Annotated in this window: 19 protein-coding genes; 9 read left to right on the top strand and 10 right to left on the bottom strand. The window is 63.6% G+C overall.

Annotation, left to right across the window (positions count from 1 at the left end; all coding sequences use genetic code 11):
- The 3 genes from RFM98_RS06730 to RFM98_RS06740 all read right to left on the bottom strand — a co-directional run bounded on the left by RFM98_RS06730 (position 1) and on the right by RFM98_RS06740 (position 4,602).
- Positions 1–999, bottom strand: a complete 999-nt coding sequence (locus tag RFM98_RS06730; RefSeq protein ID WP_320308102.1) for a GlxA family transcriptional regulator — start codon at positions 997–999, stop codon at positions 1–3.
- A 16-nt stretch (positions 1,000–1,015) separates the two neighbouring features.
- Positions 1,016–1,915: a bifunctional methylenetetrahydrofolate dehydrogenase/methenyltetrahydrofolate cyclohydrolase FolD gene (gene folD / locus RFM98_RS06735; RefSeq protein ID WP_320308103.1), complete on the bottom strand. Its 900-nt coding sequence runs from the start codon at positions 1,913–1,915 to the stop codon at positions 1,016–1,018.
- Between the two features lie 212 nt (positions 1,916–2,127).
- Positions 2,128–4,602: a GumC family protein gene (locus RFM98_RS06740; RefSeq protein ID WP_320308104.1), complete on the bottom strand. Its 2,475-nt coding sequence runs from the start codon at positions 4,600–4,602 to the stop codon at positions 2,128–2,130.
- A gap of 201 nt (positions 4,603–4,803) precedes the next feature.
- Between RFM98_RS06740 and RFM98_RS06745 the strand changes: the two genes are divergently transcribed.
- Entirely contained in the window at positions 4,804–6,099 is a 1,296-nt protein-coding gene (locus RFM98_RS06745; protein ID WP_320308105.1) for a lipopolysaccharide biosynthesis protein, read from the top strand.
- A gap of 315 nt (positions 6,100–6,414) precedes the next feature.
- Here RFM98_RS06745 and RFM98_RS06750 read toward each other — a convergent pair whose 3' ends face one another.
- The 3 genes from RFM98_RS06750 to RFM98_RS06760 are packed head-to-tail and all read right to left on the bottom strand — an operon-like array spanning position 6,415 to position 9,298.
- The gene (locus RFM98_RS06750; RefSeq protein WP_320308106.1) at positions 6,415–7,338 is read right to left on the bottom strand and encodes a DUF6492 family protein; all 924 of its coding nucleotides are present in this window, start codon (positions 7,336–7,338) and stop codon (positions 6,415–6,417) included.
- Positions 7,335–8,129, bottom strand: coding sequence for a WecB/TagA/CpsF family glycosyltransferase (locus RFM98_RS06755; RefSeq protein WP_320308107.1), 795 nt, complete (start codon positions 8,127–8,129; stop codon positions 7,335–7,337). The genes RFM98_RS06750 and RFM98_RS06755 overlap by 4 nt, the downstream gene beginning before the upstream one ends.
- The gene (locus tag RFM98_RS06760) at positions 8,126–9,298 is read right to left on the bottom strand and encodes a glycosyltransferase (protein ID WP_320308108.1); all 1,173 of its coding nucleotides are present in this window, start codon (positions 9,296–9,298) and stop codon (positions 8,126–8,128) included. The genes RFM98_RS06755 and RFM98_RS06760 overlap by 4 nt, the downstream gene beginning before the upstream one ends.
- A 169-nt stretch (positions 9,299–9,467) precedes the next feature.
- Between RFM98_RS06760 and RFM98_RS06765 the strand changes: the two genes are divergently transcribed.
- The 3 genes from RFM98_RS06765 (at position 9,468) to proC (ending at position 12,923) form a co-directional block, all read left to right on the top strand.
- Positions 9,468–10,466, top strand: coding sequence for a glycosyltransferase family 2 protein (locus RFM98_RS06765; protein WP_320308109.1), 999 nt, complete (start codon positions 9,468–9,470; stop codon positions 10,464–10,466).
- Positions 10,435–11,754: an O-antigen ligase family protein gene (locus tag RFM98_RS06770; protein ID WP_320308110.1), complete on the top strand. Its 1,320-nt coding sequence runs from the start codon at positions 10,435–10,437 to the stop codon at positions 11,752–11,754. The genes RFM98_RS06765 and RFM98_RS06770 overlap by 32 nt, the downstream gene beginning before the upstream one ends.
- A gap of 353 nt (positions 11,755–12,107) precedes the next feature.
- Positions 12,108–12,923: a pyrroline-5-carboxylate reductase gene (proC, locus tag RFM98_RS06775; protein WP_320308111.1), complete on the top strand. Its 816-nt coding sequence runs from the start codon at positions 12,108–12,110 to the stop codon at positions 12,921–12,923.
- A 13-nt stretch (positions 12,924–12,936) separates the two neighbouring features.
- Here the strand turns inward: proC and RFM98_RS06780 are convergent, their stop codons facing one another.
- The 3 genes from RFM98_RS06780 to RFM98_RS06790 all read right to left on the bottom strand — a co-directional run bounded on the left by RFM98_RS06780 (position 12,937) and on the right by RFM98_RS06790 (position 14,975).
- Positions 12,937–13,329 carry a type II toxin-antitoxin system VapC family toxin gene (locus tag RFM98_RS06780; RefSeq protein WP_320308112.1) on the bottom strand — a complete coding sequence of 131 codons (393 nt, stop codon included), beginning with the start codon at positions 13,327–13,329 and terminating at the stop codon, positions 12,937–12,939.
- Positions 13,329–13,571 (bottom strand): type II toxin-antitoxin system VapB family antitoxin, encoded by a 243-nt coding sequence (locus tag RFM98_RS06785; protein WP_320308113.1) that lies wholly within the window; start codon positions 13,569–13,571, stop codon positions 13,329–13,331. Before RFM98_RS06785 ends, RFM98_RS06780 begins: the two co-directional genes overlap by 1 nt.
- Before the next feature lie 90 nt (positions 13,572–13,661).
- On the bottom strand, positions 13,662–14,975 hold the full coding sequence (locus RFM98_RS06790; protein ID WP_320308114.1) for an NAD(P)H-dependent oxidoreductase: 1,314 nt from the start codon (positions 14,973–14,975) through the stop codon (positions 13,662–13,664).
- Positions 14,976–15,387: 412 nt separating this feature from the next.
- On the opposite strand from RFM98_RS06790, the gene RFM98_RS06795 reads away from it, so the two are divergent.
- From RFM98_RS06795 to RFM98_RS06810, 4 genes are read left to right on the top strand one after another with little or no spacing between them, the layout of a single operon-like run.
- Entirely contained in the window at positions 15,388–16,836 is a 1,449-nt protein-coding gene (locus RFM98_RS06795; protein WP_320308115.1) for a TolC family protein, read from the top strand.
- A gap of 40 nt (positions 16,837–16,876) precedes the next feature.
- The gene (locus RFM98_RS06800; RefSeq protein WP_320308116.1) at positions 16,877–19,009 is read left to right on the top strand and encodes a type I secretion system permease/ATPase; all 2,133 of its coding nucleotides are present in this window, start codon (positions 16,877–16,879) and stop codon (positions 19,007–19,009) included.
- Between the two features lie 15 nt (positions 19,010–19,024).
- The gene (locus tag RFM98_RS06805) at positions 19,025–20,314 is read left to right on the top strand and encodes an HlyD family type I secretion periplasmic adaptor subunit (protein ID WP_320308117.1); all 1,290 of its coding nucleotides are present in this window, start codon (positions 19,025–19,027) and stop codon (positions 20,312–20,314) included.
- Positions 20,304–20,942: a ribbon-helix-helix domain-containing protein gene (locus RFM98_RS06810; RefSeq protein WP_320308118.1), complete on the top strand. Its 639-nt coding sequence runs from the start codon at positions 20,304–20,306 to the stop codon at positions 20,940–20,942. Before RFM98_RS06805 ends, RFM98_RS06810 begins: the two co-directional genes overlap by 11 nt.
- A gap of 529 nt (positions 20,943–21,471) precedes the next feature.
- Here RFM98_RS06810 and RFM98_RS06815 read toward each other — a convergent pair.
- Positions 21,472–22,407 carry a transglutaminase-like cysteine peptidase gene (locus tag RFM98_RS06815; protein ID WP_320308119.1) on the bottom strand — a complete coding sequence of 312 codons (936 nt, stop codon included), beginning with the start codon at positions 22,405–22,407 and terminating at the stop codon, positions 21,472–21,474.
- A gap of 350 nt (positions 22,408–22,757) precedes the next feature.
- On the opposite strand from RFM98_RS06815, the gene RFM98_RS06820 reads away from it, so the two are divergent.
- Positions 22,758–24,813, top strand: a 2,056-nt coding sequence (locus tag RFM98_RS06820) for a VCBS domain-containing protein (RefSeq protein WP_320308120.1), incomplete at its 3' end; no start/stop codon positions are given.

Raw genomic sequence — 24,813 nt, forward strand, 5'->3', positions numbered from 1 at the left:
TCAATAAGTGGTGCGGCGCTCTTCGGACGGCGGGCGGCCGAACTGCAGCCGGTAGCTCTGCGCGAAATAGGAGTGCGACGTGAAGCCCGTCGCTATGGCCACGTCGAGGATCGGCATGTTGGTCTGGCGCAGCAATTCGCGCGCCCGTTCCAGCCTCAGCCGCATATAATAGCGGCCGGGCGTCACGCTGAGGTGGCGCAGGAACAGGCGTTCGACCTGGCGTACCGACAGCCCGGCCGACTTGGCAAGCTGCACCGCCGACAGCGGCTCATCCAGATGATCGGCCATCAGTTCGACGATGCGCCTCAGCTTCTCCGACTTGCCGGTGAGATCGCGCTCGGGTCCGACGCGCTGGCGATCGCCGGCCGAGCGGATGCGCTCGTGCTGGAACTGGTTGGCGACGCCATTGGCCAGGTTGGAGCCGAAATCGCCGCGCACGATCTCCAGCATCAGGTCGATCGAGGTGGTGCCGCCGGCGCAGGTATAGCGCTTGCGGTCGATCTCGAAGACATTGCCGGTGCAGTTGATATCGGGGAAGCGCTCCATGAAGCCGGCGCGGTTCTCCCAATGGATGGTGCAGCGATAGCCGTCGAGCTGTCCGGCTTCGGCAAGCAGATAGGAGCCGACCGACAGCGCGCCGAGCGCGTTGCCGCGCCGGCCCCAACTGCGCAGCGCGGCCAGCACCTTGCTTTTGCCGGGGAATTCCGTGGTGAGGCCGACCGAGGCGAACAGGATATCGACCGGCGGCATGTCGGCGACGGAGTAGTCGATCTTCAGCGGCAGGCCGTTCGAGGCCATGACGGCGTCGCCATCGGCCGAAATCGTGGTCCAGCCATAGAAATCGTGGCCGAGCAGGCGGTTGGCCGAACGGAAGCAGTCGATGGCCGCGGCAAGCGAGAACATCGAGAATTTGTCGACCAGCAGGAAGCCGAACTGACGGCCGCCCTGAACGGCATCGCTCGTGATCGGCCGTTCGACAGGGGCAATCAGGTTCGGCAAGGATGCTGCTTTCCGGTCAGAAGGACGGCCGCTTCAGCCCGGCCGCGAGGTAGGCGGAAGCTACAGTGTTCGCCATCAGCATGGCAATGGTCATCGGTCCGACGCCGCCCGGGACCGGCGTGATGGCCCCGGCATTCTTGGCTGCCTCGGCATAGGCGACGTCGCCCACAAGGCGGCTCTTGCCTTCGCCCTTTTCGGGCGCCGGAATGCGATTGATGCCGACGTCGATCACGGTGGCGCCGGGCTTCACCCAGTCGCCCTTGACCATCTCAGGACGGCCGACGGCAGCGACCAGGATGTCGGCGGTGCGGGCAAGCGCCGGCAAGTCCTTGGTGCGGCTGTGGGCGATGGTCACCGTGCAGTTGGCGGCGAGCAGCAGATTGGCCATCGGCTTGCCGACGATGTTGGAGCGGCCGACGACGACGGCGTTGAAACCGGACAGGTCCTTGCCGCGCACGCGCTCGATCAAGAGCATCGAGCCCGCCGGCGTGCAGGGCACGAATGCCGTCTCGAGCTCACCGGTGCCGAGCTTGCCGACATTGATGAAGTGGAAGCCGTCGACATCCTTTTCCGGCGCGATCGTCTGGATGACCTTGCCGGCGTCGATGTGGCCGGGAAGCGGCAACTGCACGAGGATGCCGTGGATCGACGGATCGGCGTTGAGGTCGCCGATGATCTTCAGCAATTGTTCCTCGGTGGTGTCGGCCGGCAGCGTGTGCTGGAGTGAATGGAAGCCGCATTCCTTGGCGGTGCGCGATTTCGAGGCGACATAGACCTGGCTTGCCGGATCTTCGCCGACGATGACCACCGCCAGACCGGGCTTGGTGGCGCCCTTGGCCGAAAGCTCGGACGTCAGCGCCTTGACTTTCGAAACCACATCCTCGGCGACACGCTTTCCGTCGATCACTTCGGTCATCCTGAACTCTCCGTTTTGAGGCCGCATCGATGCATGCCCCATGCCTCAATCCGGCATCTCGATCCGCCAACGCAGGGTGCGGACGGTCCAAATGCCGCGCGGCATTTTCACGAAAATTCGACAAGGCAATCCCGTCAAAGCGTCGTCGGATGCCGTAAACCCGAAACCGGTCGCTTTTATCGAACGGTGAGCGGTTAAGAAATACGGGCGGTTTAGAAATAGCGGCGCGCGCGGCTTTCGGTCAGCTCGCGCACCGCCTCGCGGAATTCGCGCAGGCTGGCGCGGATCTCGTCGATCTGACCCTGCTGGTCGGCGGGTGGCTGGCGAACCTCGCCCGCGGTCGACGACTGCGGATGATAGGATGCCGGCGATGCCGGATAAGGATCCTCGTAGGGTTCGCTCGGCATATGGTCCGGCCGATATGAGTAGGAATGGCTCTGCTCGTATGGCGGCTGGAAATTCTCCGGCGCCGATGTCTCGGCCCGGAGATAACGCTCCTCCCGGCTGGGCGCCCGCCAGGCGCTTTCAGGCGGGACAGAGTCCATATCGACTGTTTCAGCCGGCTCGCGCCGCACGAAATAGCGAACCGCCGAGGCCAGCGCGCCGAAAAGCCCGGGACGGCCGGCGTCGTTGTCCGGCTCCGGCGGTTGCGGCACAATGGATGGGGCAGCAGACGGCGCCATCGCCGTCATCGGAGGTGAGGCAGGCGGCGGCGTAAACGAAGCGGCTGGGGGCGGTGTGTAAGATGCCGCTGGAGGCGGCGCGAATGTCGGAGCCGGCGGCGGCGTGAAAGACGCGGCCGGCGGCCGAGGGACAGGCGGCGGCGTCACGAGCGGTGGCGGCGCCGGCGGCGGAACGGCCCGGTTGGAATTGTTCTCCACCATGGGAGCACGCTCTTCGACCCTGCGGCGCGAGCGGGTATCGGCCGTCTCGCGCAGGCTGGCAAGGATGCCGCGCAGCGCGCCGAGGCCGATGCCGGCGAACAGGCCGGCGAACAGACCAGCCAAGGCCATCACGGCGCGCGACGGACCCTTGGCTTGCAGCGGCGCATAGGCATCCGAAATGATGCTGATGTTGGCGGTGTTGATGCCCTTTTGCTCGCCGGTTTCCTTGGCGCGCAGCAGGAACTGTTCGTAGACGGAACGCTTGGCGGCCGCCTCGCGCTCCAGCTCGCGCAGCGAAACCAGGTTGTTGTTGACGTCGCCGCTCTGCACCTTAGCCTGCGCCAGGCGCGAGGACAGGTCCTGCTCGAGTTGGACGGAGCGCTTCAGGTCGACCTGCAGCGACGAACCGATACGCTGCAGTTCGGCGCTGATGCGCTCGCGCGCGCCGGCGAGCTGGGCGTTGAGCGCTGCGATCTCCGGATGACGCGGCCCGAGCTTGACCTCGGCGCGGTCGGCTTCCTGCTTTAGCGCCGCATATTGCGAGCGCAGCTCGCTCATCATGTTGGAATTGATCTCTTCCGGCAAAGTGCCGCTAAGGACCGAATTGACGTTCAGCGAGCGTGCCGAGGCGGCGCGTGCATTGAGCTCGAGCGTGCGAGCGCGGGCGACGGAAAGCTGCTCGTTGAGCTTCAGCATCTGGTCGTCGCTGATCAGGCGGCCCTGCGCGTCGACAAGATCGTGCGTCGCCCTGAAATCCTCGACCTGGCGTTCAGCCGTCTCGACGCCCTTGCGCAATTCATCGAGCCTGGCGGTCAGCTCGTCATTGGCGCGGCCCGCGGTGTTCGACTGGATCTCGCTGGAAATCTGCTTGAACGCCTTGACCATCGTGTTGGCGATCAGGGCGGATTTTTCGGCGTTCTGCGTGGTGGCGCTCACCGAGACCACGAAGGTCTTGCCGCCACGCTCGACGTCGAGGCTGTCCGCCAGATTGCCGACCGACAGCGCACGCCGGCGCGCTTCGTCGGCGGGGCTCGCATCCTGCCGCGACAGGATCGAGCGGAGCGTCGACATCAGGCCGAGGCCGCCCGTGCCCTGACCGTTGAATTCAGGGTCGTTGGTGAGGTTGAGATCCGTGACGACCTTGTTGAGAACGGTGCCCGAGGTGAGGATGCGAACCTGGTTCTCGACGATGGCGAGCGTCGCATCCGAGGCGACCACGTTCTGCGTCAGGTCGCGATCGGTGAGCTTGAGGTCGCGCGGGTCGACGATGACGTCGGTGGTGGCCTCGTATTTCTTCGGCGTCGAGAGCGCGATTGCGACGCCGAGGGCTGCACCCAGGATCGTCGTCGACAGGATCAGTGCCTTCGATCTGGTGACGCCGTGAATGACCTGCATCGGGTCGATCAGCGGCTTCCACTCCTCGGACCCTGGAGCGTCGACGGCGAGCGACCGCGTTGCTGGGCGAGGTTGGGGAGCGGCTTGCGGCTGGTAAGTCGATGCGAGACTTTCATCGCCCTGCCCGCTCGTCGCGTAGCGATCTTTTTCGACCCAGTCGTCCTCAGCTTCGACTGAGGCCGGATCTGGCCGCGCTTGGCCAAATCCGCCGGTATCGGCGGGCTGCGGACTCGACTTCCCCTCGCGTTCGGAACGCGCGGCGCGATGGCGCGCGGCGGCGTCCTCGCGCCACGAAGAGTCGGCCCGGTCGCCGATCGAAACCGTGTTGTCCTCGCCGCGCATAGCCTGGCCGAGCGCGAGCAGAGAACGCTCGCGCCTCCAGTCATCACGGTTATCCCTGTCGACCATTGTCCTGGAACTTACTCTTTGGCGGCTTGGGAGCGGCGGATCGGCCAATCGTTAAGCCACGCTAAACAGGCATAGGAAACAAAAGGTTAATTTTGCGCCATGGCGGACACAGTTTCTTGCCTTGTTCGCGGCATTTCAGCGTCGCCGATGCGGCCGCCAGAACGCCGCGTTAAACTTTCCCGCCTATGTATCGCCGCGGATATGACCCAGGTCAGCGACATGCCGCAAAGGCGGACTTTCGCGCGGATCGGCCGCTTCGTGGCCACGCGCCGGAAACTGGTATTCGACTATTTCTCGGCGATCAGCGGCGCCGGCGGCCGGCTGGTGTTCTCGCTGGCCTATTTCATCGCTTTGGCCAACACGCTTTCAATCGCCGAGTTCGGCATGTTCGCGACCGCCTCGGCCGCCGGCATCATGCTGTCGCGCATTCTCGCCTTCGGCTTCATCTCGGCGCTCTACCGGACCGCCACGATCCGCCGCAATCTGATCGGCACCTTCACCGCCGGTTTCCTGCTTCTCGGCGCGTTATCGCTGCCATTCCTCGCCGCCGCATCCTACATCGTCTACCTGATTTTCTTTTCCGGCACCGTGCCGCTGTCGGCATACGCCGCGGTCGTCTTTGCCGAGGCGCTTTTGTGGCGGCCGGTCGAAGTGGTGCTGATCGTCAACAACGGGCTCGGCAAATTCGGGCGGGCGGCCGTGCTCGCCATCCTGGCGACGGCGCTACGGGCAGTCGGCGCGATCCTGTTCATGCTTGCCGCGCAGCACACCATCGACGTTTGGTCGCTGTATTACATCGGCGCCAACGCCGCCTCGCTCGTCATCGCCTTTGCCTTCTTCTATCCGCGCCAGCGGCTGAGGCTGCGCGCCGAGCTCTATTTCAGGCGGCTCGCCGATTCCATCTATGTCGCCGGATCAGAGGTGCTGTTCTACCTGCAGATGGAGTTTGACAAGCTCCTGGTGCTGTCGATCGGCGGACCGCATCTGGCCGGCATCTACGCCATCATCATGCGGCTGGTCGATCTCACCGCAATCCCGATCCGCACCTTCTCGATGATGCTGGTGCAGCGCATGATGCGGGCGCCGGAGCTCCTGTCACGGCTGGCGGTCAAGAGCGGCATCGAAGGCGGCGTCTTCCTGGTCTCGACGCTCGCGCTGATGTCGCTCGGCATCGTGCTGCACTTCTTCCCGAACGCGCTCGGCAAGAATGTCGCCGAGGCAGCACCGCTGGTCGCGCTGGCGGTCTGCGTGCCGGGACTGCGCAACCTCGTCGAATACCAGGCCGAACTGCTCTTCGCGCGCGGCCAGACGGCGGTTCGGGCGATCAATCTCGGCCTGCTCGCCGGCTTGAAGGCGGTTCTGCTCACCTATGTGCTGACGACCATCCCCGACACCGCCAATCTGGTGCTGTCGCTCAACATCGTCTTCCTGCTGCTTTATCTCGCCTCGATGCTCTTGACCTACTCGGCGATGCGCAGGCCAGCCAAGGCGATCTAGCTTATTTAGTGCCAGCCAGGATTGCCGTTCGTTTTACCCGGGCGGACCATCGCAAACGTTTGGGATCGGGGCGAACCCTTCGAGGTCGTCATTCCAGGGCGGAGCAGGAGCGAAGCTCCGTCGCGGAGACCCTGGAATCCATTCCGTGACCAGTGCCAAAGAATGCAACGGAGCAGAATTCTGCACCGTCGTGACACTTCGAAGTAACGGCATGGATTCCAGGGTCTGCGCGCGTCGCTTCGCTCCTTGCTCCGCCCTGGAATGACGACGAGAGGTTCGTCTCTGCCAGTTCCCAACGTCTCGGATCTATCAGAACTATCCAAGCGCGATCAGGCGGCGGATACGGCCGATATCGGTGCCGATGAAGGACTGCATGCCGATCGCCACCTGTTCCGGCGCCATGGCATCGACGAAGCGGCGGAATTCCTCGTCCGAGAGCGCCTCACCGTTCCAGTGGACGCGGCAGAACTCCTGCGAGCCGTGGAAATGGCCGGCACCCGCAAGCACGTCATCGACGTAGCGGCCATAGATCATGCATTCGGAGAACTGGCGCGCCAGGCCGACGACGCTGACCCAGTCGCGGCCATGCACCTTCTCGATGCGCTCGCACATCGCGTTGACCGTCTCGCGCCGCCAGGCAATCAGCGTCGAGATGTAGTCATCAGTCGAAATATTGCTTGCATCGATGCCGAGTGCAGCGCCGGCATTGCGCGACCAGGTGCGATGTTCATCGTGGCCATCGTTTGACAGCACGCCGTCGCGCCGGAACAGCCGCACCTTGCCGTCGCGCCAGAAGACGCCGGTGTCGAACGGTTTCAGGAAGGCGACGTCGGAATCGCAGAAGATGAGCACGTCTTCCTTTGCCTGGCCGGCAATTGCGATGCGGCGCAGTTGCTGCACATGCCAGCCGCGCAGCGGCTGCGTTTTCAGGCTCAGCCAGATGCGGCGGCGGAAGCCGCTCAGCGGATCGTCGAACACATGCAGCCAGCGCGGCAGCAGATCCCGCTCGTCGACGACGCTGCGGCGGCTGCCTTCCAACTGGCGAAACAGCGCAACGTCGCGATGCTCGGTCAGGATATAGTGATGCGCCATGCCGGTGACGTGTCGGTCGATGGTTTCGCACAACAGCCGGCAGCGTTCGAAATCCGGCGCGTAGCTCGCGGTGACGATTGCGGCTGAAGGCGCGCGCGGCAGCGGTGCGATTGCGGTGGAGATATCGGGAACAAAACGGCTGTTCACCGGCGCGCCTCCGCCGGCCGTGGCCCTAGCGAAAGCTTCTGCTTGACGACGCGCCACAGGAACAGCGGATTGCCGACGATATAGCGTCGCCACAGGCGGCCGGGTTCGATCCACAGGCGGAACAGCCATTCGAGCCGCAGCCGGCGCAGCCACAGCGGCGCGCGCGGCACCGAGCCGCTCATGAAATCGAGCAGCGCGCCAACGGCTACCGGCAACGTGCAATGGCGGCTGTCGATGTGGCGCTCGATCCACAATTCCTGGCGCGGTACGCCCATGGCGACAAGCAATATATCCGGCCGCAGCCTGGCGATGCGTTCCAGAATCGCCGGCTCCTCGGCGGCCGAGAAGAAGCCGTCATGGATGACGACGAATTTGTGCTGCATGGCGAGCGTCGAAAGCTTCGCGCATGCGGCCTCGGCATTGGCGCGCGTCGTGCCGAGCAGCGCCACCGTCAGCGGGTGGGACGACGCCTGCAGGAAGGCCGGAATGAAGTCGGTGCCGTTGAGGTTGCTGGGGAAAGGCGCGCCGTAAAGCAGCTTTGCCGCCATGTCGACGCCGACGCCGTCCGGCAGGATGAGGAAGTCTTCCAGCGCCTCGGCAAAGACCGGGTCGGTGCAAGCCAGATTGGCATTGTGGGCGTTGAGGAAGCTCACCTTGGTGAAGCGACGCTCGTCGATCAGCCTTGTGAGCAAGGTGATGGCCTCATCCCAGCGTATGGCCAGCACCGGAATACCCAGAATGGTCTTGAGCGTGTCGAATCCGAAGGCGGCGCGCGGGGTGCGCAAATTCATGCGGTGACCTCCCGCCTGACGACGCCGAGCTTCTCCAGACCAAGCCCGATCGCGATGTCCAACGCCTTCAACTGGCGGCGATGGAAGGCGCTGCCATCGACGTCGCGGATGTTGCCCGCGGCCGCCTGGAGGGCCGCCGCGAAAGCAATCGGATCGTCGGTGACCACGCAATTGTCGGGACGATAGCCGATGCCGCGCAGCGAGCGGCTGGTGGCGACGGACGGCAGGCCGAGCTCGAAGGTCTCGATGGTCTTCAGCTGGACGCCGCTGCCGGCAGTGCTGATCAAGGGAATGACGGCGGCGCCGCGCACGAAGGCCTGCGCATCCGGAACCCTGCCGACAAAGGAGACGCCGGGATGCGGCGAGCTGATGCCGGAAGGCATGTTGCCGGCGATCCTGATGCGGAAATCCGGCTTCAGATGCGGAACCACCTTGGTCAGGAACCAGTCGAGCCCGATGCGGTTCGGCTGCCAGGTCCAGGTGCCGATCAGCGCCGCATCGCAATCGACGTGGCGCTGTGCCTTGCCTGTCGGCGCCTGCGCGCGGGTCACCAGCGGCAGCACCGCCGAGCGTCCGGTGGAGGCGACGTCGAGCGCTGAGCGGTCTTCCTCGGCCAGCGTGAAGACAAAGCGTGCGGCGCCGCAGAGGCGGTCTTCCATGATCTTGAGCAGCCTCGCCTCGCGGCGGAACATCCAGCGCTGAAGCGCGCTGCCGGCCGCGGCGGCATTTTCCTGGGCCGAACGGTGCTCGACATTATGCGCGACGAAGATCGATGGCCGATCGGCGAGCACCCGTTCAAAAGCACCAGCGAACTGGACCGAATTCAGGACATAGCCATCGAAGGGACCGGCGCATTCGATGGCGGCGCGGACTTCGCTGTCAGGAACGACGCGCAGCTTGACCGAGGAGAAGGTGAGGCCGGAGTGGACCGCCTTGCCCAGCCAGGCAAGCTTCCTCAGAGGCGAAGCGCCTTCGGTGCGGACTTCGACGTCGCCAAGCACGATCGTGTCTTGTGGATCGGACGGAGCCTTGCCCGGCCAGATGAAGCCGATCACCGTCACGCGCACGCCGGCACGCCGCAGCGCGTCGATGATCGCGGCGTTGGCAATCTCGTAGCCCGAGGCGAGAGCGCCATCGGGCACGATCGATGTGGCGAACAGCAGATGCATTTCACCTATCCATTGGTGCAGCGGGTAGCAAAACGCGATGAAGTCTTGATTAAATGGCACCTGTCGAAGGCCAAAGACCCGGCTTTCCGACAGCCGGGGCGAGAAGGTGATTAACGAAACGTTATCACCGCGATGCTATCGAGGCTCAAACCCACGCTGCTGGAAACGGATGATCCCCTTGCCGTCCTACGCTTCTGTATCGATCGCGGGGCGGTCGCCGGGGCTTGCCGCCGAGACCGTCGAGGCGGTTGTGACGCTGCCGACCTTCAAGCGGCCGGAGCGGGTGCTGGAAACCCTGGCTTCGCTCAAGGCGCAGCGGACCGACAGGCGCTTTGCCGTCATCGTCATGGAAAACGAGGCCGAGGCGCGCGAAGGCGCCCGCGCGGTGCTGCCGCTATTCGAAAGCGGCGAGATGCCCGGCATGGTGATCATCGCGCATGAGCGCGGCAATTGCAGCGCCTACAATGCCGGATGGCAGACGGCGATGCTGCAGTTTCCCAACTTCAAGCACCTGCTGGTCATCGACGACGACGAGATCGCCGAGCCCGACTGGCTGGAGCGCATGTGCAAGGCCGCGGAAAGCCTTCAGGCCGACATTATCGGCGGCCCGCAAGTGCCGGTCTTTGCCGATCCCAGCCATGCCAGATGGGCCGAGCACCCGGTCTTTGCACCGCCCTATCGGGAAACGGGCCGCGTGCCGGCGCTTTATTCCTCCGGCAATTTGCTGGTCGGGCGCAACGTGCTGAAGGCCATGGGACCGCCCTTCCTCGACTTGCGGTTCAATTTCATGGGCGGCGGCGATTCCGACTTCCTCAGCCGTTGCGCGCAGAAAGGCTTCGTGCTCGGCTGGTGCGCCGACGCAAAAGTCAACGAAACCGTGCCGGCCCGGCGCGTCGAGGCGGACTGGATCCGCGCCCGCAGCCTGCGCAACGGCGTGATCTCGACGCTGGTCGAAAAGAAGAAACGCGCCGGCACGCCGCTTGCCGGCCTTAAGGTTTTCCTGAAGAGCCTGGCGCTGCTTGCGGCCTCGCCGCTGCGCGGCGCCATCCGGCTGGCGCGCACCGGCTCGCTGACGAGCGGGCTCTATCCGGTCTATGTCGCGCTCGGCCGGGTGCTTGCCGAATTCGGATATGCCAATGAGCAGTACCGACAGCCTGAGAAGAATTGAGCGCGCGCCGCTCAGCGCCGCCTTCACGCGCGACGGCGTCGCGACGGCGATCGCCGCGCTTTTGTTCACCGTCATCATCATCTCGTTCCGGCCGTTCCAGCCGGCCGGCGCGGAACTGACCGGCGACGGCGGCGACATCGTCAACCAGCTCGGCTTCGGCTCGCTCGGCGCCGTCTCGATCTTCTCGCTGTTCGCCTTCGCCGATCCGCGCGTGGTGCGCTCGCTGGTCAGCCCCTCCTGGGCGCTGATGCTGGGCTTCTTCTTCCTGTCGGTGGTGCTGGCGACCGATCCGCCCGCGGCGATGCGCGCCGCCTCCTTCACCATGATCGGCATCATCACCATGGCGACGATCCTGGTGCTGCCGCGCGACGCCGACTCCTTTGCCCGAGTGGTCATCTTCACCGCCGTCGTGGTGATCGGCCTTTCCTATACCGGCCTGATCGTCTTTCCGCATGAGGCACTGCATACCGCCGATTCGCAGGAGCCCGAGCATGCCGGCCTGTGGCGCGGCGTCTTCACCCACAAGAACATCGCCGGGCCGGTGATGGCCTGTTTCAGCTTCGCCGGGCTCTATCTGTTTCGGCGCGGCCAGCGCTGGTCGGGCGCCGGCATCTTCTGCGCGGCGATGGTGTTCATGCTGCATACCGGCTCCAAGACGACGGCCGGACTGATCCCGTTCTCCATCATGATCGTCGTGCTGCCCAGCCTCATCGGCATGCGGCTCGGCACGCCGATCCTGTTTGCGCTGGCCATCATCGCCACCGCCGTCGGCACGCTCGGCATCGTCTTCATCCCGCCGGTGAAACATCTGGCGGCGATCTATTTCCCGAACCTGACCTATACCGGACGCACGACGCTCTGGGAATTTGCCGGCGAGATGCTGGCGAAGAAGCCATGGACCGGCTACGGCTACGAGAGCTTCTGGGGGACGCCGCTGCTGCTCAACCAGGACCAGCCTTTCGACCGGCCCTGGGATATCCGCACCATCGTGCATGGCCATGACGGCTATCTCGACATCGCCGTGCTGATGGGCATCCCGGCGCTCTGCGTCGCCGTCTACACCTTCCTGATCGCCCCTTTGCGCAACTACATGCGCATCCCGGCGCGCAAGGAAAACATCTTCCTCGGCGATTTCTTCATGATGGTGGTGCTGTTCACGGCGCTGAACGGTTTCCTGGAAAGCTTCTTCTTCCACCGCGGCGATCCCGTCTGGCTGTTCTTCGTGCTCGGCGTGCTTGGTCTCAGACAAGTCTCGCTGCGGCCGATCCCGGTTCGCGTCTCTCACTGATCCTCAACCTCGTCATCCCTGGGGAGCAGCCGCGAAACGGCGTCGCGGAGACCCTGGGATCCTTGCCGTGACCTTGATCGAAGGCTGCAGCGGAGCAGAATTCAGCACCGTGGCAGCGCTGTGAGGTCCCGGCATGGATCCTTGGGTCTACGCGGTACGCTTCGCTTCCCGCTCCGCACAAGGATGACGGCGGGGTGGACGTTTCGGCCAATCTCCAAGGCATGCGACCTGCCAACGCGGACATAGCCGACCGTCAAAATTTCTATGCTGGGCCTGGCCGATCGATCTCCTGCTCACAGCTCTTTTCCACTGCGGCGCAAACGTCTAAGGAAAGCCATCTTGCGGAGGCTTTCATGACGATCAGGCTCGTTCTCGCCGGTTGCGGCAATATGGGTTACGCCATGCTCTCGGGCTGGCTGAAATCCGCAAAGCTCGAGCCGTCGGCGGTGTTCGTGGTCGAGCCCAATACGGAACTGCGCCAGCGCGCCGAACATCTCGGCTGCCGTGCCGCCGCCGACGCCGCAGGTATTCCGGCCGATGCCGTGCCCGATCTCGTGGTCATTGCGGTAAAGCCGCAGGTGATCCGCGAGGTGACGGCGCACTACAAGCGCTTCGGCGACGGCAGGACCAGCTTTCTCAGCATTGCCGCCGGGACGCCGGTCGCGACTTTCGAGGAAATTCTGGGCGAGCTCGCGCCCATCATCCGCTGCATGCCGAACACGCCGGCGGCGATCGGCAAGGGCATGATGGTGGTGTACTCCAACCCGCTGGTTTCCGACGATGTCCGCCGCTTCGTTGCCGAACTGCTTTCGGCAAGCGGTGTCGTGACGACGATCGACGACGAGGGCCTTATGGACGCCGTGACGGCCGTCTCGGGCTCCGGCCCGGCCTATGTCTTCCACTTCATCGAGGCGCTGACGGTTGCGGCCGAGAAGGCCGGCCTTCCCGCCGAGACCGCCAAGCTGCTTGCCATGCAGACCGTTTTCGGCGCCGCCTCGCTCGCCGCCGAAAGCGACGAGGAGCCGGGCGTGCTGCGCCAGCAGGTGACCAGCCCCAACGGCACGACCGCCGCCGCACTTGCCGTGCTCATGGGCGGAGACCGGTTGACGAAGCTCGTTACCGAAGCGGTCGAGGCGGCGCGGCTCAGGTCGATAGAGCTAGGGAAATAAGGTTCTGTTCCGGTCACGCGAGATCGGTGTGCGAAAAATCGTTGCCCTTGTAGAGCAAAGGCACGCTGCGACCCTTCGCCAATGCATATGAAAGGCAGTCGGCAAGGTTGAGTTGGGCGGGATGGCCGCGACCCTTGCCATAGCTCGAAAACGCCTGGATCGCGAGTCTCGCATCGCCGCTTTCAATCGGGACGACTTCGATTTCGGCCTGGCGAAGGAAGGCTTCTATCGCCGCCTCCGCAATGAGCGGGTCCACGACAAGCAGTGATGAAAGCCGCATAGCTGCCTCAAGAATGACCAGTGGGGACGTTATCCTGCTAGTCGCCTGCCCTATCCTTTCACTCCAGTCGGCGGCGTCTTCCTCGTCCGCCAGGATGGCGACGACCACCGATGTGTCGACGAACATCAGGAATGACCCCACATCTCGTCGATCTCATCCTTGCTCAACGCCCGGCCACCGGCGGCTGCCTTGGATTTGAGTTCTTTTGCAATGACCGCTAGGCGCTCAGCCAGCGGGATTTGTTCACGTTCGCGCTGCAGCTCCGATTCGAGCGCCTCGATGACCGCTTCGGTCATTGAGATTTTGCGTTTTTCGGCAAGTTGCCGGGCGAGTTCCCTTGCCCGCGGATCCCTGATCTGGAGATTCATCTAAAGGCCCTCCGTTCCCTGTCACTACAATATAGTGTTTTGTCATGACAAAGCTAGCGCGGCCGGATTGACCGATTGGGTGTCGAAGCGTCAGGCGCCGTAGAGCATCTGGTCCTGCAGCTTGCGCAGGGCGTACAGCCTGGTTGACTGATCCGGAGCCGCGTTATCGGTCGTGAGAAGTTCGCCCTTCCTGACCGGCTTCAGCACTTTGCCGCCTTCAAGCAAGCCGACCGGCAAGGCGCGGCTGGCGCGTGCTTCGGCAATCGTCATGGTCCAGGAGCGATAACAAGTCTCGCCGATCGCATCGAAGGTCTCGCCGGCGGCAAGGTCGCGCTTGGCGACCGCACAGACTTCCGCCACCGGTCTCGGTAGCGGCACCATGTCGGGTTTGCCGTAGAGCATGATACGGGCGGCGGTGAGCGGCACTTCCAGCGAGGTCAGGTGATAAGGCCGGAACAAGCCGTAATAGGGGCCCTGACCGACATGGAGATCGTCCATGCGCTCGACGACGCGCGGGTGCATCGCCTCGACGATGACGAAGACGCCGGGCGCCACGCCCTTGCCGACCGTGTAGTCGACGACGCCTTTCCTCGACAGCAGGCCGCCGTCCTCTTTCGGAATCAGCACCTTGGCCAGTTGATCGCGATCGGCCTTGGGTCCGTGCATGCCGGGAACATCCGGCACCAGGCCGGTGGCATTGGCGATGGCGCACATCTCGACCATGGTCTTGGAGCCGTCGACGAACTCGACCAGCATGCGCGGGTTCATGTTGCGGCGGGCCGCCTCTTCCCGGTAGTCGTCCGGAACGGCGTCATGGTTGAGCGGATTGTTCTTGCCCTTGCCGGCCGAGACGATGGTTAGCCCAAGCGCCGAGGCGAATTCGATCAGTTCCATGCAGCTTGACGGCTCGTCGCCCGCGCCGACCGAGTAGACGACGCCCAGCCGGTCGGCCTGCTGCTTCAGGTAGCAGCCGATGGTCACGTCGGCCTCGACATTCATCATCACCAGATGCTTGCCGTGTTCCATGGCCATCAGGTCGAAATCGGCGGCAACGCCAGGTTTTCCGGTAGCGTCGATGACGACGTCGATCAGCGGATTGGTGACCAGCATCTCGTTCGAGGTGATGGCGATCCTGCCGCTCTCGATCGCCTGGGTGACCCTTGATGCGGTTTCGGCCTCGGCGGCAAATGCCTCGTCGCCATAGGCGATGCGGATCGCCTCGCGGGCGGTGTGCGGGCGCCGCGTGGAAATGGCCGCGATCGAAATGCCCGGCATCAGCATGCCCTGCGTCACCAGGTCCGTGCCCATCTCGCCGGAGCCGACGACGCCGATGCGCACCGGCTTGCCCTCGGCGGCGCGTCGGGCAAGATCACGGGCAAGCCCGGTCAGGGCGACATTGGTCATGCAAGAAGATCCACGGTTTTTTGCTCCGGCTCGCAATACAGGGAACGATCTCCGTTTGCCAACCAAACCAGACCGACATGGCGATTTCTTGCGCATGCTTTGCAAAGTCGCAGCAGATTTCCCAGGAGCTTGTGCTTGGCGACCGCACGATTCGCCATTTGTTTGAGACCATTAACCATCGCGACCTGCTTGAACCGAAAAGCCCCGGCCCGCCGCGCCGGGTTTCTGTGCCATTTTTGCTACAGGTTTTGGCACTAATGCCCGGAATCTCACTTTTGGGGGGTGTCTAATCCATTATGCACTCACATCCTCGAAAAATCTGATAGATACTGGCCACAAGCTCTGGTGGCAGGCTTGGGCAAATAAGCGCCCATAAAAAACATAGTGGCGCGGGGATAGTCACGGGGTAGAAATGACCAGGACGGGTAAAGTAACCGTCGGCTGGCGCTTTGCGCTTGCCATCACGGTGTCGATGCTGGCTTGCGAGAGCGCCAGCGCACTCACACTCAAAGAAGCCGTCGCCGTCGCAGTGGAGTCCAATCCGGAGATTGGACAGGCGATCGAAAACCGCGAAGCGATTGAATTCGAGCTGCGCCAGGCAAAGGGCCTTTATCTTCCCAGCGTCGATCTGGAAGCGTCGACAGGCGTTCGCCGGCTGGACAATGATACAAGGCGCGCGCTCGACGAGGATCACAAAGCCCTCTATCCGAACGAGGCCGACCTCACGGTTTCGCAGACGCTTTATGACAGCGGCGCGCGGCGAGCGGAACTGACCCGCCAGGCCTCGCGGGTCGATGGGGCTTCCTTCCGGGTTCTGGAACGGTCCGAGTTCATCGGGCTTGCGGTCGTTCAGGACTATCTGGAATACATGCTGCAGGCTTCGATCGTGGCCGAGGCCAAGAAGAACCTTGGCTTCCATCAGTCCATTCTCGGCGACATCAAGCAAGGTATCGCGGGCGGCGCGCTCAATGACGCCGACCGGCAGCAGGCCGAGGAACGCCTTTATGCGGCCAAGGCGCGGATGCAGGAGGCAACCGAAGAACTCGAGGCGGCCAAGATCCGCTTCTTCAAGAATGTCGGCAAGCCGCTGACCAACGCCTCGCGCCCGGCCGATGTCGCAGCCGCCCTGCCGCGGTCGCTGGACGATGCGATCGGGCTCGCCAGGCAGAACAATCCGCGTGTCCATATGGCCAACAGCGATATCGACGCCGCCGCTTCGCTGGTCGATGCGGCGCGGGCGAAATTTGGCCCGACGATTACCGCCGAGGGTGTTGCCCGGGGCGGGTATGACATCGACGGCGACAATGGCGACGCGAGCGACCTGCAGGCTCGGGTGGTGCTGCGCTGGAACCTGTATCGCGGCGGCATCGACAAGGCCAATGAACAGGAACAGATCCGCCGCACCAGCGAGCAGCGTCTTGCTTTGCACCAGGTGCTGCGCGAGATCGAGGAAGCCGTCCGCACCTCGTGGGACCGCCGCTTCCGCCAGGCGGACCTGGCAAAGACGCTGCGGCAGCAGGCAGCCACCAACGAAAAGCTGGTCGCTTCCTATCGCGAGCAGTTCAAGGTCGGACAGCGCTCGCTGCTCGACGTGCTCGATGCCCAGAACACGCGCTTCAACACCGCAACACTGGCCGACACGTCGTCTTACGCGTCGCTGTTTGCGGAATACCGGCTGCTGGCCGCAACCGGGGAATTGCTGAAGACGCTCAACATCCAGCCGGCCAAGCAGGCCACGGCCTATGCGCGCACGGAGTTCGGAGTGCCTAAAACGGCCGATACCGAGACTTATGCGCGGACGCCGTCGGAGCAGAGGAACGATCTGCCGTTCGACATCCTCGCGCCGGTCAGGAAAAAGTAGCCAATGTAAGCATCGATCTTCAAGTCCTTCGGGGCTGATCGTGAACCAGCAACCTAACATCCTATCGCCCAAGGAGGCCTTCAAGGCCTGCTTCTGCGCTGTTGCGGCCTATCTGGGCAGGCCGAGCGCGGAAACCGTGCTGTTTGCCGGTGTGCCGATTTCGGAGACGCGCATCGAGCCGGATGAAATCCGCCATCTGGCCGAACGCATCGGCCTCGAGGTCCAGGATTTCAGCCACCGCGATTTCCTGCGCGGCCGCTTCGATGTTCCGGCCATCGTCTTCCGCGTCAGCCAATTGCCGATCGCCCTCCTGGCGGAAATCGAGGGTGGGCAATATCTGACGGCGCCCCAGGAAAACGGCCGCACCACAATCGACAGATCGGAACTCGCCGAAAACCATATTAGCGGCGGCACCTCCTTTTCGATCACCTATGCCAACGCGGCCGAAGAGATGACGGTCGGCACCGCCGCGCGGATCGAAAGGCGCCACTGGCTGACCGGCACCATGGGGGCGTTCTGGCGCACCTATTCGAAAGTGGTGCTGTCGGCGGTCTTCATCAATCTGCTTGCGATCGCTTCGCCGATCTTCACCATGAACGTCTACGACCGCATCCTGCCGAACAAGGCGATCTCCACGCTGTGGGTGCTGGCGCTCGGCATCGGCGCGGCCATCCTGTTCGACCTGCTCCTGAAGACGGCCAGGGCGTCGCTGATCGACTATGCCGGACGCAAGGCGGATCTGCGGATCTCCTACCTGCTGTTCGAAAAAGTGCTGAATTCCTCGCTTTCGGCGCGGCCCGGATCGACGGGCGAATATGCAAACCGTGTCACGCAATACGAGTTCGTGCGCGAGTTCTTCACCTCGAACACCATCAGCGTCTTCATCGATACAATCTTCGTCTTCGTTTTCCTGCTGGTGATCTACGCCATCGGCGGCTGGCTGGTGATCATACCGGCGGTGGCCTTCGTCATCTCGGTCATTGTCGGGCTGATAACGCAGCGGCGGATCGGCAAGCGGGTCGCCGCCTCGATGAACGAGGCGTCGCAGCGCCAGGCCCTGCTGGTCGAATCCATTTCGACGCTGGAGACGATCAAGTCGCTGCGCGCCGAAGCCTACCTGCTGCGCAAATGGGGCGAGCACTCGAAAAACGCGGCCAACACGTCGGAGAAAATCAAGGAGCTCTCGGCGGCGGCAGGCAACATCACCGGTGCCATCCAGCAATTCGTGACGGTCGCCCTGGTAGTGGCCGGCGCCTACGCGTTCTCGGAAGGCCAGGTCTCGACAGGCGCCATCATCGGCACCGTGATGCTCGCCGGCCGCGCCGTGGCCCCACTCGGCCAGATCGCCATCACGCTGGCGCGGTTCCGGCAGGCCATGCTGTCGCTCAAGATCGTCAATACGATCATGTCGCAGCCGGAGGATCGCCCCGATACGGTCGGTTTCGTCAACCGGCCGATCCGCAGCGGCGCCCTCGTCTTCAGGAATGTCGGCTTCGCCTATCCGGGCACAGAGAACGAGGTTCTGAGCGGGCTCAACATCGCGGTCAGGCCCGGCGAGCGGGTCGGCATCATCGGCCGCATCGGCTCCGGCAAGACGACGATGGGCCGGCTGATCGGCCGGCTCTACCTGCCGACGTCGGGGGAGTTGCTGCTCGACGGCATCGACATCCGCCAATATCACCCGTCGGAGGTCCGCGCCGCGGTCGGCATTGTCGCGCAGGCCGGCGACTTGTTTTCGGGAACCATCAAGGAAAACCTTTTGATGGCGGCGCCGGAAGCGACCGACGAGGAGATCATCGATGCGGCGAAAGCCGCGGGCGTCGATGACTTCGTCTCGCGGCATCCGCGCGGCTACGACATGAATGTCGGCGAGCGAGGCACCAATCTGTCGGGCGGGCAAAGGCAGGCAGTGGCAATCGCCCGGCTGCTCTTGACCAAGCCGAAGATCGTCTTCCTGGACGAGCCATCGGGTTCGATGGATCTCGCCTCCGAACGGCAGTTGATCAAGCAGCTCAAGGTGGCGTTCGACCGCAACACGACACTGATCGTATCGACCCATCGCTACAGCATGCTGGAACTTGCCGACCGCCTCATCGTCATCGAGCAAGGCCGCATCGTCGCGGACGGGCCAAAGGAACAAGTCATCCAGGCGCTGCAGAAGGGCAATGCCTGAGCGGAACGTGTAGACATGCTTGCAAGGGAAGATCGGCCACCACTGTTCGCCTCGGCGTCCGTCTACATCGTCGGGGCGCTGTTCGTGTGCTTCACGGCCTGGGCATCGTTTGCCGAGGTGGACGAGATCGCGCGCGGCGAAGGCAAGGTGATACCCGCTTCGAAGACGCAGATCATTCAGGCCAGCGAACCCGGCGTCGTGCAGGAGATCGCCGTGCTGATCGGCCAGACCGTCAAGAAGAACGACCTCATCATTCGCCTCGACAACTCGGGCAATACTTCGAGCCTTGGCGAAGAGAAGGCCAAGGCGCGAGCGCTGCAGGCGCGCATCGCGCGGCTGCAGTTTGAGCAGAGCGGCAATGTCGAAGGGTCGTTTCCCTGCCCTGCGGAAATCCAGAAGGTCGCGCCCGAAATCTGCGACAACGAGCAAAAGCTGCTCGTCGCGCGGCGCGACAACTTCGAGGTGAAGCTGTCCGTTCTCAAATCGCGCCTCGATCAGCGCGAGAAGGAACTGGACGAGGCCACCGCCAACGCCGATCGCCTGTCCAAGAGCCTGGCCGTCACCGACCAGGAAGCGGCGCTGGTCGAACCCATGGTCAAGAAAGGCCTTATGGCCAGGACCGAGCAGATCCGCGTCGAGCGGGAACAGACCGACCTTCACGGACAGCTGACCCTTGCCGGAGAGACGATCAAGAAGGGCCAGTCGGCGATCACCGAGGCGCAGCTTCAGGTGAACGAATTGGGCTTGCAACTGCAGCAGGAAGCGTTGAGCGACCTGACGCAAGCGCTCGCCGATCTTTCCGTGGTCGACGAAACCATCCGCGGCGCCACCGACAAGGTGGCGCGCACCGATATCCGCTCGCCGGTCGACGGCATCGTCAACACGCTCGACGTCAACACGCTCGGCGCCTTCGTGCAGCCAGGCGCGGTGGTGGCCGGCATCGTGCCGACCTCCGAGACGCTGCTGGTCGAGGCGCGGGTTTCGCCGCGCGACGTCGCCTTCATCCAGCCGAACCAGGAGGCGCTGATCAAGGTCACGGCCTATGATTTCTCGATCTTCGGCGGCATCGAGGGCAAGGTCTCCAACATCACCGCCGACAGTCTCGTCGACCAGAAGACCGGCGAACCTTACTATCAGGTGCGGGTTGCGACCGATAAGTCGACGCTGGCACGGAACGGCAAGACCTATTCGATCATCCCTGGCATGATCTGCTCGGTCGACATCAAGACCGGACGCAAGACGATCCTCAACTATCTTTTGAAGCCCATCAACAAGGCGCGTCAGGAGGCGATGAGTGAACGATAGCGCCATCCGCCCCGACACTGCGCGCGAACGGCTGCTGCCGGCGCTCGCGGCCGAGGATTTCGGCCCGGAGTTCCGCGTCGTGGCGCGCGGCGGCGTGCGGCGCGGCATCCGCCTGGAGCGCGCCTTCTGGGTGTCGCTGAAACAGATGGCGGAAAGCCGCAAATGCACGATCGGCATGCTCGTCGAGGAGATCGCCGAACATCATCCCGAGGGCAATCTCACCTCGGCGATCCGGGTCGCCTGCATGCGCGGCCTCGCCGAGGAAAGCATGGAACTGCGCAAGCTTGCCTCGATCCGCACGATCAATGCGATCCTGATTGCCTGCCCCTCGCCCGCCTTCGCGCTGTCTTCGTCGAAGAAGATCCTGGCCTTCAACACGCCGTTCCAGCAACTGGTCAGGCGTCAATTGCCGAGCGCTCCCGGCGAGGATGGGCGGCAGGACCTGAAGCTGGCGCTCGACCTCAACGTTCCAGACATCTTCGCCCGGCTCGACGCCAATGGCGAGACGCCAGTCAGCACAGGCTTCGTCATCGGCGCCGGCGAGCGCCGCTATCGCGGCCAGCTCAGCGCCGTGCGCGCGCCCGTCACCGAGCCGGAACTCCTGATGGCCTTCGTCTTCAACGGCTAATGCATGTCGCCCAGAAGTGTGCAGCGGTTCTGGGATAACGACATGCATCAACACAAAGACTTAAAGCGCGTCGCCTGAATCCGGTTCAGCGCGACGCGCTTTAGTTTCGACGGGCCATACAGCGTTTGCGCTGGCACGCCGAATGCGTTGAAGTCCCGCCTAATGCATGTCGCCCAGAAGTGTGCAGCGGTTCTGGGATAACTACATGCATAAAACAAGAACTTAAAGCGCGTCGCTTGAATCCGGTTCAGCGCGACGCGCTTTAAGCCTTCGTCTTCGTCATCCTATGGCGAAGCAAGGAGCGGAGCGACGCAGCGCAGACCATAGGATCCATGCCGTTACATTGAAGCTTTGTCCACGGTACAGAATTCTGCTCCGCTGCGCGCTACGATTAAAGTAGCGGCATGGATCCTCGGGTCTTCGCTCCGCTTCGCGTCGCTACGCCCAAGGATGACGACGTTGGGGAGGCCTCGTCCAATTGCGAACGTTGCGGCGCGCTTTCCTTCAATAGCTCCGCCCGACAAGCAGCCTATTTCGCAACACCAGATGTCGCGGACGCCACATCCACATCAGGCGAAGTGCCTTCACCGGGCGCTACCGTCGCGAAGCCGCCGGCGATGTCGGCGATCTGCGCGCCGGACTTCGACCCGTGGATCCAGGCACGATCGGTGCTGAAGGAATAGAGTGGAACATAGTCGGGCAGATCGCTATCGCGCACAACGGCGTTGCCAAGGCTGTCGAGGATGAAGGCGCCGCTTGCGGTGCTCACCGACAGAACGGCATGGAAGAACTTGCGGCGGCGATCCTGGAGCACCACGAGCGACATGCTTTGCGCCGGGATGCCGGCCCGCACCAACGCCGCCATCTTGAGTATGGCGAAATCCTCGCAATCGCCGGCGCGATGCTCGAGGACTTCCGAAGGTTTGGCCCAGTAGTCGAGCTTGCCGTAAACGACGCTGTCCTTGCGATAGGCGATCAGGCGGTTGATGCTGCTGTTGACGAAGGCCAGCTTGTCGCGAAAGCCCTTGTTACCGGCAATGTTGATGATCTCGGTGAAAGCCGGGTTCTCGCGATCGCAGGCACTGCCCGCGGTGCAATCGACGATGGCCCTGTAGACGGGAGCCCAGCGCGCCGCGACCGGAAAGTTGCGCATCGACAAGGCGACGGAGCCGAAAACGCCGGGGATGATCGCGGCGGTCTGGATCGGGTCGATGCCGGGATCGGCCGTGGCGGTCGAAAGCGATTGAACCTCATAAGGTGCTGCGTAGCCGGCCGAAAGGTCCGTGATCCGGTATGCGGCGGCCGGCTGCCAAGGCTGCGGCCGGGCCAGCGAAACGCCGCCGAGGCTCGCCGGCGCAAGCACCTTTTGCAGGGCGGTATCCACGTCCGAATCCGCGTTGGCGGATGATGGATTTGCCTGGACGGCAAGGCCGATCGCCAGCAAGAGTACCTTGATCCCCGTCATCCCCGGGGCTGCTTTTTGTATTTTCATAACGCCCACCTTTGACTGTGGACGCTACCAATCTTGTCTCAAATTATCGGAAAGGAAGGTGGGTAAATTTCCGCGAATCACTCTATTCTATTTTCTGTCAAATTTTATTCAAATTTATACTCTCATTTACCAAGTCAACGCCGCGCGTCGCAGCCAATCCCGCATTCCTTGGGAGCATGCATAACTGCATATATAATCGCGATTTACCAAGTATAAAAAATGCGATTCTCTACATATTCGGATATATGAAATAGGTTGAAGGTCTGTTGCAAAGCCCGAGGCTGACATGTCTCTTTCCGGGAAACGCCGGAGGGGCTTGAGCTATGACGAACAATATCGAATTCGACGCCGTTTCAAATTCCTGGGACGAGCACTCGAACGCTGCGGAAAATCCGATCTCGACTGGTGTCCAGGTCGCGCAGGCAGCCAGCGGCCAGGCGGCGAGCGAGCCGGTGCCGGTCGATGTCGGCAGCGGCGCGCCGGCGCAGGGCGCGGCCAATGCGCAAGGAGCAAACCAGCCGGCGGCCGACGCCAAGGCCTCCAACGCCCCCGCAAACGCACCGGCGGCAAATGCGGCCGCAGCGAATGCCCCGCATGAATATCACGTCGAGGCCGGCAACGTCGTAAAGCTTCCGGCCAGCGTCTCGATCGACAACATCAAGGTCGACGGACACGATCTCGTCCTCACGCAGCCCGACGGATCCGAGATCGTCATCAAGGACGCCGCGCTGAATGTTCCGACCTTCATCCTCGGCGACGTCGAGGTGCCACGCGTAGCCCTGATCGCCGCGCTCGAGGCAAGCCATATCGATGTCGCCTTCGGCGCCGACGGCTCGATCTCGGCCGGCGGCAACGGCTCGCCGGGCAGCGCGGGCGGCAATTTCGAACATCCCGCAGGCGGGATCGGCGACGGCTTCGGCCTGACGTCGCTGCTGCCGCCGACGGACCTGGCGTTCGGCCAGCCGGACCATCGCGAGCTGTTCCCGGGCCTGCTGCCCGACTCGACGCCGACGATCCTCGACCTTACGCCTTCGGTCGAGGGCGGCGACACCTCCGTCGATGAAAAAGGCCTGGAGACCGCCGGCGCGACCGGGTCCGGCGAAGCAGGCACCAGCGCCGCGGTCGACAACGACCCATCCGAGCACAACACCGGTACCTTCACCATCAACTCGCCCGACGGCATCGGCTCGCTGACCATCAACGGCCAGGTGATTTCGGGCGCCGACCTGGCCAACAGCGCCAATCAGCATGTCAGCGTAACCACGCCGGACGGCACATTGACGATCACCGGCTACGACGCCGCTACCGGCCAGGTGAGCTACACCTACACGCTGCTGCACAGCGTACAGCATCCGGACGGCGACGGCACCAATTCCATCTTCGACAACATGACGGTGATAGTCACCGACAGCGACGGCGACGTTTCGCTGCCGGGCACGCTCTCGGTCAAGATCGTCGATGATGTGCCGGTTGCGCACAATGCGGATGCCGGCACGCTGACCGAAGACGGCGCCACGACCACCGTCGGGGGCAATGTCACGACCGACTACAACAACGCTTTCGGCGCCGACGGCCCGGCAGCGGTGAGCCCGGTGAGCTGGGGAACGGTGACCGCCACGCTGGGCGTCAACACGGTCAACCTGGCCGACTACGGCACGCTGACGCAGAACGCCAACGGCACCTGGACCTTCGTGCTGGACAACAGCAAGCCCGCGACGCAGGCGCTGGCTGACGGCGATACGATCAACGTCTCGCTCGGCTACACGCTGACCGATCACGACAGCGACGCCGACACCAAGACCATCACCTTCGAGATCAATGGCGCCCACGACAGCTCAACCGTCGTGGTCACACCGAGCGACGACGCCAATGCCAATGGCGCTTCCAATGTCGTTTACGAACATGGCCTGACCTCGGTTCCCGACACCAGCGAGACCGACACCGGCACGTTCAAGGTCACGGCCACCGACGGCATCAAGGACGTCACCATCGGCACCGAGACCCACACTCTGGCCGACTGGCTCGGCAAGACCATCAACACGGGCGAAGGCACGCTGACGATCACCGGCGTGACGCCGGCGGGCGGCGGCACGGAAGCCACCTTCGCCTACAGCTATACGCTCAGCGGCGCGCAGACCCATCCCGCCGGCAACGGCAACAACACGCTGCCCGACAGCGTCGCGGTCGCCGTCGACGGCATCGGCGGCACCCACGGCGAAGGCACCATCAGCATCGTCATCGTCGACGACGTTCCGGTTGCGCACAATGCGGATGCCGGCACGCTGACCGAAGACGGCGCCACGACCACCGTCGGGGGCAATGTCACGACCGACTACAACAACGCTTTCGGCGCCGACGGCCCGGCAGCGGTGAGCCCGG

Source organism: Mesorhizobium australafricanum (assembly GCF_033977265.1).
GTDB classification, from domain to species: Bacteria; Pseudomonadota; Alphaproteobacteria; order Rhizobiales; family Rhizobiaceae; genus Mesorhizobium; species Mesorhizobium australafricanum.